This is a genomic window from Gardnerella vaginalis (assembly GCF_001563665.1).
Lineage (GTDB): Bacteria > Actinomycetota > Actinomycetes > Actinomycetales > Bifidobacteriaceae > Bifidobacterium > Bifidobacterium vaginale_A.
The window spans coordinates 54,410-68,508 of record NZ_KQ961872.1 but is presented as its reverse complement, the minus strand read 5'-3'; the positions used below and the strand labels follow the sequence as shown (position 1 = coordinate 68,508).

At 39.8% G+C, this 14,099-nt stretch carries 12 protein-coding genes; 2 read left to right on the top strand and 10 right to left on the bottom strand.

What is annotated here, in order from left to right:
- Window positions 1-109 precede the first annotated feature (109 nt).
- The 3 genes from HMPREF3230_RS05035 to HMPREF3230_RS05025 form a co-directional block, all read right to left on the bottom strand.
- Entirely contained in the window at window positions 110-1,561 is a 1,452-nt protein-coding gene (locus HMPREF3230_RS05035; RefSeq protein ID WP_075523843.1) for an ATP-binding protein, read from the bottom strand.
- 177 nt (window positions 1,562-1,738) lie between these two features.
- Entirely contained in the window at window positions 1,739-2,014 is a 276-nt protein-coding gene (locus tag HMPREF3230_RS05030; protein ID WP_075523842.1) for a type II toxin-antitoxin system RelE/ParE family toxin, read from the bottom strand.
- The gene (locus HMPREF3230_RS05025; RefSeq protein ID WP_075523841.1) at window positions 2,007-2,276 is read right to left on the bottom strand and encodes a type II toxin-antitoxin system RelB/DinJ family antitoxin; all 270 of its coding nucleotides are present in this window, start codon (window positions 2,274-2,276) and stop codon (window positions 2,007-2,009) included. The genes HMPREF3230_RS05030 and HMPREF3230_RS05025 overlap by 8 nt, the downstream gene beginning before the upstream one ends.
- 247 nt (window positions 2,277-2,523) lie before the next feature.
- On the opposite strand from HMPREF3230_RS05025, the gene HMPREF3230_RS05020 reads away from it, so the two are divergent.
- Window positions 2,524-3,774 carry an ATP-binding protein gene (locus HMPREF3230_RS05020; RefSeq protein WP_075523840.1) on the top strand — a complete coding sequence of 417 codons (1,251 nt, stop codon included), beginning with the start codon at window positions 2,524-2,526 and terminating at the stop codon, window positions 3,772-3,774.
- A 234-nt stretch (window positions 3,775-4,008) separates the two neighbouring features.
- Here the strand turns inward: HMPREF3230_RS05020 and nrdF are convergent, their stop codons facing one another.
- From nrdF to HMPREF3230_RS05000, 4 genes are all read right to left on the bottom strand, one after another.
- Window positions 4,009-5,118 carry a class 1b ribonucleoside-diphosphate reductase subunit beta gene (gene nrdF / locus HMPREF3230_RS05015; protein WP_082266300.1) on the bottom strand — a complete coding sequence of 370 codons (1,110 nt, stop codon included), beginning with the start codon at window positions 5,116-5,118 and terminating at the stop codon, window positions 4,009-4,011.
- Between the two features lie 158 nt (window positions 5,119-5,276).
- On the bottom strand, window positions 5,277-7,529 hold the full coding sequence (gene nrdE, locus HMPREF3230_RS05010; RefSeq protein ID WP_082266299.1) for a class 1b ribonucleoside-diphosphate reductase subunit alpha: 2,253 nt from the start codon (window positions 7,527-7,529) through the stop codon (window positions 5,277-5,279).
- A gap of 116 nt (window positions 7,530-7,645) precedes the next feature.
- Window positions 7,646-8,146, bottom strand: a complete 501-nt coding sequence (nrdI, locus tag HMPREF3230_RS05005) for a class Ib ribonucleoside-diphosphate reductase assembly flavoprotein NrdI (protein ID WP_075523839.1) — start codon at window positions 8,144-8,146, stop codon at window positions 7,646-7,648.
- Between the two features lies 1 nt (window position 8,147).
- On the bottom strand, window positions 8,148-8,417 hold the full coding sequence (locus HMPREF3230_RS05000; RefSeq protein WP_075523838.1) for a glutaredoxin domain-containing protein: 270 nt from the start codon (window positions 8,415-8,417) through the stop codon (window positions 8,148-8,150).
- A gap of 428 nt (window positions 8,418-8,845) precedes the next feature.
- Here HMPREF3230_RS05000 and gndA point away from each other — a divergent pair, with 428 nt between their 5' ends.
- Window positions 8,846-10,306, top strand: coding sequence for an NADP-dependent phosphogluconate dehydrogenase (gndA, locus tag HMPREF3230_RS04995; RefSeq protein ID WP_082266298.1), 1,461 nt, complete (start codon window positions 8,846-8,848; stop codon window positions 10,304-10,306).
- A 278-nt stretch (window positions 10,307-10,584) separates the two neighbouring features.
- Here the strand turns inward: gndA and pgl are convergent, their stop codons facing one another.
- The 3 genes from pgl to zwf form a co-directional block, all read right to left on the bottom strand.
- Entirely contained in the window at window positions 10,585-11,406 is an 822-nt protein-coding gene (gene pgl, locus HMPREF3230_RS04990; protein ID WP_075523837.1) for a 6-phosphogluconolactonase, read from the bottom strand.
- Between the two features lie 94 nt (window positions 11,407-11,500).
- Window positions 11,501-12,436 carry a glucose-6-phosphate dehydrogenase assembly protein OpcA gene (locus HMPREF3230_RS04985; protein ID WP_075523836.1) on the bottom strand — a complete coding sequence of 312 codons (936 nt, stop codon included), beginning with the start codon at window positions 12,434-12,436 and terminating at the stop codon, window positions 11,501-11,503.
- Window positions 12,433-14,025: a glucose-6-phosphate dehydrogenase gene (gene zwf, locus HMPREF3230_RS04980; protein ID WP_075523835.1), complete on the bottom strand. Its 1,593-nt coding sequence runs from the start codon at window positions 14,023-14,025 to the stop codon at window positions 12,433-12,435. Before zwf ends, HMPREF3230_RS04985 begins: the two co-directional genes overlap by 4 nt.
- Window positions 14,026-14,099: the final 74 nt, after the last annotated feature.

The window sequence follows — 14,099 nt, the reverse complement described above, 5'->3', positions numbered from 1 at the left end:
ATTTTGCGATTTTTGCAATTTTTGCCACGATAACGTGCGATTACGGTTTACGCGATATAGTCGCATAACTATTGCGTGTAACTATAGTTACGTAACTATTGTTGAGTAATCAGTTAAAAAACATTGTTTGTGTGTCTACAAAGTTGATGCTTGTTTTAGCATGACGAGGATTGTAAGAAGTTGGATACTTTGTAAAAAGCATAAATATTTTCTTATAGTCGCGATTTTTTGCATTCTCAACTAAAGTTGCGTGCTGCAACAACTTGCTCACTGTTTCAGCTTCGTTGAGATTATTACGCCACTTACATTCTGCAATAAGAAGTTGCTTGTTAATATCGTCTTGCGCAACAATATCGATATCAGTTTGTTCACGAGCAAAAGGATCGGCACCCCACCATTTACCTAACTTAGTTGGCAAAAAGTCCATTCCACCAATTTTGCATTGGTGCACAATCCACTGTTCGCACATTTTCTCAAACTGTTGACCTACAAAAGCACTAAACACTTCATGCTCACCACCAAGAACGCTACTTGCGGCAGCGTGTGAAAGTCCGCGTTCAATCAATCCTTTATTAGGAGCAACAAACCTATACCAATACGCAAAAAATGGGTCACAAATCTGCCATAATCCTTTTTTGCAATTAAGTGGATTCATGCCAAATGGAATATTTCTTTCAATCAGCCCAAGTCCTTCTAATGTTTTCAAATACACGTTCACTGCTGTAGCTGGCAATCCAATGCGATCCGATATTAAAGTCGGAGTATTGCATCCCGTAGCGAGGGCATTTAGCACACTATTGTACGTTGAAGGATTGCGCAATTCTTGGCGCATAAGCATGTCTGGTTCAGCGTACAAAATTCCTGAAATGTTAAAGCATAATTGCTCAAGATTTTCTGCAAACGTAGAATTATCATCCAACTGCTCAATATAGTATGGTGTTCCTCCAAGGGATGCAAAATAGTTGATTTTATCTTCCCAAGTAGCATTATTTGGCATAAGCTCAGCTGCTTCAAAAAGATTAAATGGTTGCAACCGAACCTGCGCTGTACGTCTTCCATAAAGCGGACTCTTCTTACCAAGCACTTCACTTTCCATGAATCCTTCGTTACTGCCACACAAAATAAGAGTCATGTTTGCATTCTTAAATTTATGATCTATCGCAATTTGGAATGTTGACGCTAAGGATTTATCTGCTTGAGCTGCGTAAGGAAATTCATCGAAAACTAGAATAAGTGGAGATTGAGAAGCGTTCTGATCTGCGTTGTTAGATTGTTGTGCAATAAAATCAAGAGCATCGTTCCAATTGTTAAATGATCCTGTAGTTGCGGGGAGATTGAAGAAATCATATACAGTGCGAGAGAAATCGCGCAAATTCTCAATATTAGTTTGCTCGCGAGCAGTAAAAAGTATTGCGTGCTTATTTTTACAAAATTGTGAAATAAGCGAAGTTTTTCCTATTCGTCTTCGACCATAAACTATTGCCATCTGGAACGAGTGCTTACTGTTTTCATACAGTTTTTCAAGTACCTGTAACTCGTCTTTCCTGCCGACAAAAACCATATTCCACCTGCTGCTATGCCAATAATTGCAATATTTTTCAGTGCATCTTATAGCTGCCTAAATTGCACTCAAGTTATTATAATCGCGATTATTATAATCGTAATTATAATAATCTAAATTATATTATTTTTCAATATAATCAACGCAGTCGCATGTTATCGTGGCAGTTTTTGCTAACTAGAATAAGTCGTTGTGAGATCCTAAGCGTAGAAATATAATGCAATCTTCTTTAACTTGATACAACAGTAGAACATCTGCAGACACATGCAATTCATGCACGCCTTTGTATGAGCCTTTAAGAATATGATCTCTATAAGTTGCAAGCTTGCGAGAATCTGCACCATTGCAAATAAGTCTCACAATATTGATTACTTGCTCAATATCGTAATGCTTCTGCTTATATTTCTTAACATCTCGCAGATAGATTGGACTATAAAATGGCGGTTTAGGCATTGCGCATCAGCTCAGCAAAATCGTCTACAGTGCCTGCAGCTATTGGTTTTTCTTTCATAGCTTCATCAATAGCGTGCTCATATGTAGAACTTTCAAGTGAAAATGGGAAACGTTGCGTATTTACAATCTGATACAAGAATAGGTTGACTGCTGAACTCATATCAAGACCATAATGTTCAAGAACTTGCGATGCACTATCTCGTATTTCTGGATTAACTCTTACACTTAATCTGCCTGTTCTAGCTGTTTTTGTAGAAGTCATGTCGTTTCCTTTAAGCTCAAAATCATAAATTTGTTATTCATGCTTTGCTTTATTATAACAGACCTACAGCACCCAACGTAATACCAAAGTAGCACCATTGTGTACACAATTATTACAAAATAACAAGTTATCGTGGCAAAAATTGCAAAATTAGCAAAAACTGCCACGATAACTCGGTTTTTGCGATATAATATAACTCATACGCCAATACGAAAAAGGCGTTTGTCTCTTGTAAAAGGATTTTGCTATGACCGTGAATCAAGAAAAACTGTATCGCCGCGAAAAGTATCTTAGCAAAATTCGCGCGTTTTACGATGATAGCGATCTTATAAAAGTGATTACCGGAATTCGCAGATGTGGCAAATCAAGTCTTATGCGAACAATTATTGATGAGCTTAAAGAACGAAGTAATCCAGTTCCAGAATCTAATATTATTTATATAAATCTTGATAAACGCGAATACAGAAACGTAAAATCAGCCGATCAGCTTGACTTTCTTATAGAAAAACTTACTAATACTAGTGGCTTAAAATACGTGTTTCTAGATGAAATACAAAATGTTAAAGGATTTGAAGAAGTATTAAACGGCTTTCGAGAAGAAGGCGGATATTCTATTTTTATAACGGGATCCAATTCCTATTTGCTAAGTGGTGAATTAGCAACAAAATTAACTGGAAGATATCTTGAATTTGAGATGTTTCCGCTAAGTTTTGACGAGTATGAAGATTTCAAAAAATTCTATGATAAACCAGTAGATTCCGACATTAGTAAAGAGCTTAATAATTATATTCTCGAAGGTGGTTTCCCTCGTACTATTGCCATAGATAATATGAGTGACAAGCGAACGTATGTAAGTAATGTTATTAAAGAAATTTTTGATAAAGATATTAAAACTCGAGTAAAAATTAAAGATACGCAAGCATTTGAAGCTGTACGTAACTATATTATTAACAATTTTGGCGCTACGACTAGTATCAATAGCTTGTGCGAATCTTTAAAGAAGAATGGATTAGCTATAAGTCGTACTACTTTAGCAAGGTATATTCGTGTTCTTTTGGATGCGAAAATCATTTATGAATGCCCACGTTTCGACATGAAATCAAAACGTGCTCTTTGCGGAGAAAAGAAGTATTACTTAGCAGATTTAAGTTTTTATTACTCTCTCAATACGGATAATCGCATAAACTATGGTCCTACTTTGGAAAATATTGTGTACTTATACGCTAAAAGCTTTGGATACTCTATAAGCGTTGGTCGTATTGGAAAGTTGGAGTGTGATTTCATTCTGCGCAATGCAGATATGGATTATTCTTACGCGCAAGTAGCTTATACGATTTTGCTGAGTCGTCAAACAGAAGACCGCGAGTATAGGGCTTTAGAAGCTATTCATGATAATTATGAAAAATATGTTATGACCATGGATTCACTTATACAAAAACGTAACGGCATTAAGCACGTAAATATTGCAGATTTTATTAAAAATAAGCAGATTTTTTAGAAAACTAGAATAAATAATCTGTGCGTTATCGTGGCAGATTTTGCGATTTTTGCAATTTTTGCCACGATAACTCCATAAGTACGCGGATATTTAAAATAGTTCCAAAACGGAAATATTCTTAAATAATTAAATAAAAAAGAGGTTGCTTATGAAAAGTGCATAAGCAACCTGAGTGATTAACTGATTAACTAATTAACGAAGTAATTAAGCAACTAAGCGACTACTGGTTAGCGACTAGAAATCCCAATCATCATCATCAGTTTCAACTGACTTGCCCATAATGTAGCTTGAGCCAGATCCAGAGAAGAAGTCGTGATTTTCGTCTGCAGCAGGAGATAAAGCCGCGAGAATTTCCGGGCTTACATGAGTTTCTTCTTCGCTGTATTTTGCTGGATATCCAAGGTTCATCAAAGCCTTGTTAGCGTTATAGCGCACGAAGTCAAAAACGTCATCGTGGAAGTCAAACCCTTCGTAAATCTGACCAGAATACTCAACTTCCAAATCGTACAAAGTGTCGAGCAAGTTCATAGTGAACTTTTCAAGATTCTTCTGATCTCGCTCGCTCCTAAGTTCCAAACCGCGCTGGAACTTGTATCCTGAATAATAGCCGTGAATAGCTTTATCGCGCAAAATCAAGCGAATCATGTCTGCAGTATTCATCATCTTACCGCGAGAAGCAAAGTAAAGTGGCAAATAGAAGCCTGCATAAAGAAGAAGTGACGAAAGCATAGTCGCTGCAATCTTACGCTTAAGCGGATCTTCACTTTCGTACTCGCAAAGCACAGTCGTTACACGCTGCTGCAAAACATCGTTTCCAACAGCCCAACGGTAAGCTTCGTCAATCTCCTCGCTAGAGCAAAGAGTAGAGAAAATAGAGGAGTAGGAACGTGCGTGAATTGATTGCATAAAAGCAATATTTGTGTAAATAGCCTGCTCATGCTCAGTGCGAGCGTGCTCAATCTGGCAAAGCTCACCAATAGTTGCCTGGCTGGTATCAAGCAAAGTCAATCCTGTAAAAACGCGAGTAGTGGTTTTACGCTCAAGGTCAGTGAGTGAGCGCCAAGAAGGAATATCATTGCTCAGAGGAACTTTTTCAGGAAGCCAGAAGTTAGCTATAAGGCGATTCCAAACATCCAAATCCTTGTCGTCAATAATATTGTTCCAATTAACTGGGCGCACGCGCGATCCGTGATGGTAGCGATACTGAGCTGGTGTGATGGAAGCTGCCATCATAGCGTCATCTGCGATTATGCGATTTGTGCCAAAAGGCTTATCGAGGCTACTTCTAAGCGCAGTTGGGTCGAGCGCAGTTGGGGCGAGCTCGGTTGGGCTGAGTTCTGTCATAATTACTCCTGATTTTGTGTTTACGTTTTATAAAATTTTTAAGTTTTGATTTAATCTTTTAAAGATTTACGGTGCTAAGATTTACAGCGTAAATCTTCATAGCTCTAAGATTTATTGTCATAGATAGATTTACAGCGTAAAGATTTTTGCGCTACGCACTATAGCGTGCAGCTTACGCAACCCTCGATTTCCGTACCTTCCAAAGCTTTCTGGCGAATACGAATGTAGTAAAGAGTTTTAATTCCCTTTCGCCATGCGTAAATCTGAGCTTTGTTTAAATCTCGAGTAGTTGTAGTGTCTGGGAAGAACAAAGTGAGTGACAATCCTTGATCCACATGCTGAGTTGCTTGTGCATAAGTGTCAATAATTGCCTTCCAACCAATTTCGTAAGCATCCTTGAAGTATTGCATATTGTCATTCGTCATGTAAGCTGCAGGGTAGTAGACGCGACCAACTTTGCCCTCTTTGCGAATCTCAATACGGGAAGCAATCGGGTGAATCGAACTCGTGGAATGGTTAATGTACGAGATAGAACCAGTTGGAGGAATAGCTTGCAAATACTCGTTGTAGATGCCATCGCGCAAAATCTCATCGCGCAACTGCTCCCAATCGCTGACGGTTGGAATTGCAACGTTAAAACGAGCAAACAAATCACGAACTGTTTGAGTTTTAGGTTCGAGCGAGCGGCTTCCGTTAGTGTACTTATCGAAGTAGTTGCCTTTGCCTGCAGGCTTAGCGTAAGCGCTAGTCTTAAAGCTTGCAAAAGCGTGACCGCGCTCCACAGCCAAAGCGTGAGAAGCTTTATAAGCGTTGTAAGCAACTGTCATAAAGTACATGTCTGTAAAGTCAAGAGCTTCATCGCTGCCATATTGCATGTGTTCGCGAGCAAGGAAACCGTGCAAGTTCATCTGACCTAAGCCGATTGCGTGGCCTTCAGCATTTCCGCGGCGAATTGAAGGAACGGAATCAATCGAAGTGTGCTCGGAGACAGAAGTGAGTGCGCGCACAGCAAGCTCAACGCTTGTACTCAAGTTTCCATCCATCGCCTTAGCGATATTAAGAGATCCAAGATTGCAAGAAATATCGCGACCTACGTGACTGTAAGTTAAATCTGCGTTATAAGTGCTTGCTTCCTGAGTTTGTAAAATCTCGGAGCACAAGTTGCTCATAGTAATGCGACCTTCAATAGGATTCGTGCGATTGACAGTATCTTCAAACAAAATGTAAGGGTAGCCTGATTCAAACTGAATCTCAGCAAGCGTCATAAAGAATTCACGAGCGTCAATGTACTTCTTGTGAATGCGAGGATTTGCAACCATTTCATCATAATGTTCAGTAACAGAAATGTCTGCAAAAGGCTTACCATACTCGCGTTCAACATCGTAAGGGCTAAATAAAGCCATCTTTTCTTTACGCTTAGCGAGCTCAAAAGTAATATCTGGAATTACAACGCCCAAAGAAAGTGATTTGATACGAATTTTCTCGTCAGCGTTCTCGCGCTTAGTGTCCAGGAAACGCATAATATCTGGGTGGTGAGCGCTAATGTATACAGCTCCAGCTCCCTGACGAGCGCCAAGCTGATTAGCGTAAGAGAATGAATCTTCTAAAAGTTTCATAACAGGCACAACGCCGCTAGATTGATTCTCGATTCGCTTAATAGGAGCGCCAAGTTCGCGCAAATTCGTAAGTAGCAGAGCCACTCCGCCACCGCGCTTAGAAAGTTGTAAAGCAGAGTTAATTCCACGAGCAATAGATTCCATGTTATCTTCCAAGCGCACGAGGAAACAGCTTACAGCCTCGCCACGCTGAGCTTTACCAAGATTTAGGAATGTTGGTGTGGCTGGTTGGAAGCGACCTAAAAGCATCTCATCCAAATAGTTCAGTGCTGCTTTTTCATCACCGTCTGCAAGTTCCAATGCAACGGAAGCTGCGCGCTGAGCGAAGTTTTCCAAATACTGTTTGCCGTCAAAAGTTTTCAAAGCGTATGAAGTATAGAACTTAAAAGCGCCTAAGAATGTGCCAAAAGTGTGGTGAGCAGATTCTGCATGCTCATAGAACTTGTTAAGGAAATCATCGCTGTACTTGCCGAACACATTGCCGTTGTAGTAGTAGTTGTCAATCAAATAATTCAAGCGTTCACGAGTGGAATTAAATTTCATGCTATGTTTTTGCACATAATCCGAAATGTAAAGCTTTTCTGCTTCCTTGTCTTTATCAAACTGAATGCCTTTTTCTGGATCAAAAAGACCGAGCATAGCGTTAAGAACGTGGTAGTCGTGGCTGTTTTGAATTCGCTGCGCTGTGCTGTTAGCGCTGTTACCAGTTGTGCTACCATCGGATTCAATGCTTGCGGTATCAGTGTGATCAAGATTAAGCGAAGTAGATTCGCTCATCGGATCCGTGCTATTCATGAGGGTTGTTCCTTTCTTTTACGCGTTGCGCTTACTTTTTAAACGCTGCTGTTTTTTATTTTTATTTTTATTTTTTTTTATTATTTATTTATTTGATGCTTTTATTTATTGCTTGCTTATTTCGTTTCTTTTAATTGCTTTAAAAATTTAGGTATTCCATTCGCTACTTTTTCAATATCTTCTTGAGTTCCTGTTAATTCAAACGAGTACATATTTGGAATTGCACACTTTCCTGCAATCTGGCTTCCTGCAGCACAATAAGCTTCTGCGAAATTCGTATTTCCGGAAGAAATTACACCTCTAATAAAAGAACGATTTTCTCTGTTATTTAAGAATTTACGAACTTGTATTGGGATTGCTTTTGATATATTTCCTCCGCCATAAGTTGGTACTATTAGCACATATGGTTCGCGCACGTTTAGTTCTGGATCTTTCGGCCTAAGTGGTATGCGATACACGTTTACGTTGCTGCTAGGGAAATCACAATTTTTTACAAATCGCAATGTATTCTCGGAAACTGATGAAAAATACACTACTGCGCCAATTGATTCGCCTTTTGCTTTTGCTTCTGGCTCGCTTGGCTGTGCGATGTTTTCTTGTTCTTCTTGCTCGCTCATTTTATGCTTCTTGGATTTTTTCTGATTCTTGATTGCAATTTTCGAGTTTATCTGCAATTTGCGCAATTAAATCTGGGCGGTATCCGCTCCAAGACGAATCTGGTGTAATAACTACTGGCGCTTGTCGGAATCCTGCTTCACGCAACTGATCTAATGTTGAAGGGCTTTGAGTTAAGTCTACTGTTTCAAAATTTACGCCAAGTTTAGTGAATTGACGTTTCGTGGCATCACATTGTGGGCAATGTGGCTTTGTGAAAACTGTTATAGTCACGATTCTTCTCCCTTCGCTGCATGTATTTGAGTTTTTTAGTTTTAGGTTCAAGATGCCTTTTGGTGCTTTTGTTTCTGAGCACGGTTTAACAGTCTACTACCAATTAACACTATTTATAGTGGTGTGTTGTGTAGTCAATCACTATATTTAGTATTTTTTAATTTTTGTAAATGCGCGTGTTTATAAGATTTATGCGGAATTTGAGCTATTCTATCAAAACTAAAAATGTAATCTTTATCACAAAATTGCGATTCCTGTTAGATCTTTAAATATGTGCTTTATCTTGTGCACATGCTTTATCTTGTGCACATAGGTAGATAAACTTAAAACGTGCATTTTGATTGGTTAAGTGTTAAAAGATAAAACAGTCATAAAACAATAAAACAGTCATAAAACAGTCATAGATAATCAAAAGATAGAGGTACAAAATGACGGAAATTCAAGCTAAAGCAAATATTGGCGTTGTTGGCTTGGCAGCTATGGGTTCTAATTTAGCGCGTAATCTTGCGCATCATGGCAATACTGTTGCTGTTTACAATCGTCATTATTCTAGAACTGAAACTTTAATGAACGAGCATGGAAGTGAGGGTGCATTCGTTCCATCTAAAACTGTTGAAGAATTTGTAGCATCCTTGAAACGACCACGTACTGCAATAATTATGGTAAAAGCTGGAGCTCCTACTGATGCTGTTATTGAAGAACTTGCGAATGCTATGGAGCCTGGAGATATTATTGTTGACGGCGGAAATTCTTATTTTGAAGACACTATTCGTAGAGAGCGTGACATTCGTGCTCGCGGTCTTCATTATGTTGGTTGCGGTGTTTCTGGTGGCGAAGAAGGAGCTTTGCGTGGACCTTCTATGATGCCTGGTGGCACTGAGGAATCTTGGAAAACTCTTGGTCCTATTTTGAAGTCGATTGCAGCTGTTGCAGAAGGTGAGCCTTGCGTAACGCATATTGGTACTGACGGTGCTGGTCATTTTGTGAAGATGGTTCACAATGGCATTGAGTATTCAGATATGCAGCTTATTGCTGAAAGCTACGATTTAATGCTTCGCGGTTTATGCATGAAGTCAGACGATATTGCTGACGTATTTAGCGAGTGGAATAAAGGCGAGCTTGATTCTTATTTGATTGAGATTACAGCTGATGTTTTGCGCCAGAAAGATGCTAAAACTGGTAAGCCTTTGGTTGAAATGATGGTAGATCACGCTGGAATGAAGGGTACTGGTACTTGGACTGTGCAATCTGCACTTTCGCTTGGAATACCTGTAACTGGTATTGCTGAAGCTGTGTTTGCTCGCGGACTTTCAAGTCAAGTTGACTTGCGAAAGGCTGCGCAAAGCCAAGATTTGACTGGTCCGGACGTGCATTTTGATTTGAATGATGATGAACGTAAAGCTTTTATTGAAGATATTCGTCAAGCTTTGTACGCTTCTAAGATTGTTTCTTACGCACAAGGTTTTGATGAGATTGCTGCTGCTGCGCGTGAGCACGATTGGAAGATTGATCAGGCTGCAGTTGCTCGCATTTGGCGAGGAGGTTGCATTATTCGAGCGCAATTCTTGAATCGTGTTTCTGAAGCCTTTGAGTCCGGTGAAGCCAGTGTTTCGTTACTTTTTGCGCCTTACTTTAAGGAAGCTATTGAGCGATCTCAAGCTGCTTGGCGTAGAGTTATTTCTCGAGCTGTTGAGCATGGCGTTCCTGTGCCAGCATTCTCTAGCTTGCTAGCTTATTATGATGGTTTGCACTCCAAGCGTTTGCCGGCATCACTCATTCAGGCTCAGCGCGATTTCTTTGGCGCTCACACTTATGGTCGTATTGATGAGCCAGGAGTATTCCATACTTTGTGGGCAGAGCCTAATCGCCCAGAAGTAAAGCAAGATTAAAACAAATATAATCTAAAAATAATTCTTGCGTAAGCGTCACATGCGTTATTATTCTGCGTGTGACGCTTTCTTTTTGCCTTATAGTACCTTTTACAACTTGGATTGTAAATTTGTGCTGGGTTTGTTCAATTGTTGCTGAGTGCAGTTTTCCTTGGAATTTCAACGGTTTTATAAAGATTTTCCCAATTGCGCCATGTTTCGAACATGATATTTCCGCAATTGCGCCAACATAATTTGCTTTTTTAAGATTTTCGCTAAGCGTTGTGAAATCTATGCGATTATTGAATTGCAGCTTGCAGTGTTTCTGCTGTTGTCATCCAAGAGATTTCGTCTGTTCCGTTAGCGAAAGACGCAGGATATTTTGGGTTGTCATTTTCAGAAAGTACATTCATTAAAGCAACACTTTTTTCGACTCCAGCAGTCAAAAACCAAGTCTTGCGACTTCGTGCCAATACTGGAACAGTAAGCGACAATCGCATTGGCGGGTTCTTAGGCGAGTGGTTTACGCCAACAACAATGCGCTCGCGATTATTAACTTGCGGCAATCCTGGGAAAAGGGATGCCATATGAGCGTCAGGCCCCATGCCTAACACAGCTAAATCAAAAACAGGTTTTTCTCCTAATAAGCCAACAATCTCATCTTCGTATTCTCGTGATGCAGAATCTAAAATAGCGTTATTTTCAGCATCACTTGCATTCGAGATCTCTTCCGCACTACGTTCATCTGAAGGCATCTCGTGAATATGAGATTCCGCTAAAGCTTTGTTAGAAGTAAGCAAGTTAAGAAGCGTTTCGCGAGCTTTGAGCGCGTTTCGATCTTCGCTATCGTAAGCTACAAAGCGTTCATCTGCCCACCAAATATGAACTAAATTCCAATTGATTGCAGGAAGAAGAGGATTGCTTGCTAACATGCGGAACATGCGAATAGTGTCAGTTCCGCCTGTAAGAAGTAAATGGAATAGTTTATTAAGATTTTGCACATTATTTTGTGAATCCATAATAATCGTAACTAATCGTTGTGCTGCAACAGCTGCAAGGATTTCACGATTATCATATCCATATACGATTGCATTATGAGAGAATTTAACATCGTCTGTCATGGTTTGCCTTGTTTACTTTATATTGTTTTTCTTTATGTTTATTGATTTATTTATTTATCTATCGATCGGTTTATCTATCTAGATTTATCTAGATCTATCTATTGCAGTCTGCTTTAACAATTTGAGCATAAATTTCATCTGGGTCGATTCTTCGTAATTCTTCACTTAGGCAATCATCTAAAGTGCGAATAGGAAGAGCAATTGGTTGTGCTGCTTGTCCTGGCAAGCTAATCATTGCTTGATCGCTTCCGTCTGGTCGAATCAGTGACAATACTCCATCTTCCCGCTCTAGTGTTACAGAAATGATTGCTTTTGCGTCTTGTGTTTCTATGCTTTCAACAGGAACATTCAAAGTAATCTTTAGCCACATCTTAAGCAAATGCAAAGGAACATAGTGATTAGGTCCTGTTACGGTTGCTTTCAAAATAGGCAAGTGAGGTGGCTGATCTAGCATAGAAGCCAACATTGCTCGCCATAAAGTAAGGCGTGTCCAAGAAAGATCTACATCGTTTGCTGACCAGTTTTTGCGCAAATTTTGCACAGTTTTAATAGTGTCTTCAGAGTATTGTGCGTCAGTAATTCGACTACTAGCCATAGCTCCAAGTAAATCATGTGCAGGATCTTCTGGCGCATTGGTTGGCCACCAAGCAACAATCGGAGCGTCTGGAACAAGCAAAGGTATAACAAGAGTATCTGGGTGTCTAACTAAACCATTATGAGGGTATAAGATAATTATTTCTCCAGCTCCAGCATCTGCGCCGAAACGTACTTGAGCATCAAGATTTGGTATAATTTCTCCTCGCTCATCAGCGTGTTCACTAGACCAATCGCGAACTATTGCAATAACTCTGCAAGGATGTTCTCTGCTTGCTGCGTTTGCTGCACCTAAAGCGTGTTCTAGTTCTTTAAGTGATGTGTCAATTAGTAAAGTGAGCACACGTCCAGTTGCAGATTCTCCTCGCTCTTCGTGAAGTTCGTCTATTTTAGACGCAATTTTGCTTGTATTTGTATCTGGAAGATCAATAATCATGGCAATCTCCAATGTCGATTATCTCGAGCAAGCATATCATCTGCTTGTTTAGGTCCCCAAGTTCCAGCTCGATATGGTTGAGGCTGTGTTCCAAGAGTGCTCCAGAATTCTTCAATAGGATCGAGAATTTTCCAGCTCAATCCAACTTCTTTAGTTGTTGGGAAAAGCGGTGGTTCTCCAAGAAGTACATCAAGAATTAGGCGTTCATAAGCTTCAGGGGAGCTTTCAGTAAATGAACGACCATAGCTAAAGTCCATAGACACATCGCGTACTTCCATAGCTGTTCCGCCTGGTACCTTTGCTCCAAATCTCATAGTTACGCCTTCGTCTGGCTGAACGCGAATCACAATTGCATTACTTCCAAGTTCACGTACAGCAGTAGATTCAAAAGGCAAATGTGGTGCTCTTTTGAAAATTACAGCAATTTCTGTAACTCTTTTACCTAAGCGTTTGCCTGTGCGCAAGTAGAATGGAACTCCAGCCCATCTGCGAGTGTCAACATCTAATCGCACTGCTGCATATGTTTCAGTAGTGCTTTTAGGATCTATTCCTTGTTCTTCTAAATATCCAACAGCTTTATATGATCCTTGCCATCCTGCAGAGTATTGTCCGCGAGCTGTATTTGTAGCTAAATCTTGTGGAAGTCGAATTGCGGATAATATTTTCGTTTTTTCTGCAGTTAAATCTCCTGCACGGAAACTAACTGGTTCTTCCATAGCTGTTAATGCCATTAGTTGGAGTAAATGATTTTGTATTACATCTCTAGCAGCGCCAATACCATCGTAGTATCCAGCTCTGCCACCTATGCCGATATCTTCAGCCATTGTTATTTGCACGTGATCAACGTAATTTGCATTCCAAATTGGTTCATACATTGAGTTTGCAAAACGAAATGCAAGAAGATTTTGTACAGTTTCTTTTCCTAAATAATGGTCGATTCTGAACACGGAATTAGAATCGAAAACTTCCGATACAACGCGATCTAATTCTTTAGCGCTTGCTAAATCATGCCCGAATGGTTTTTCGATTATCACTCTTCTCCATGCATGATTAGAAGAATGAGAGAGTCCGGAAGCTGCTAGTTGTTTTGCAACTACTGGGAAGCTAGATGGTGGAACAGACATATAGAATGCATGATTTCCGCGAGTTCCACGATCTCTATCTAATTCGCTTACTGTTTTACTTAAACGTTCAAAAGCTTGTGAATCATCAAAAGTTCCGCGTACAAATCGTATTCCCTTCGCAAGATTTGTCCACGTAGATTCGCGGAATGGTGTGCGACAATGTTCTTGAATATTTTCGCGTACAAAATTTACGAAATGTTCATCAGTCCAATCGCGTCTAGCGAAACCAGTAAGTCCGAATCCTGGCGGTAAAAGTCCGCGATTAGCTAAATCGTATACTGCTGGCATAAGTTTTTTGCGCGCTAAATCGCCTGTAATGCCAAAAATTACTAAACTGCATGGGCCTGCGATGCGAGCTAATCGCAAATCTCTAGGATCTCGCAATGGGTTATGCCATGTTAATGCTTTATCTACGGAATCGTTATTAGATTCTGTATTGTTGCATTGTGTCCTCAACTCAGTCATATTCACTATCGTAATGTTGTGATGATATTTTTCACACGCGCTTTAGGATTTTGCTCAAAACTTAGCTTGTAGTT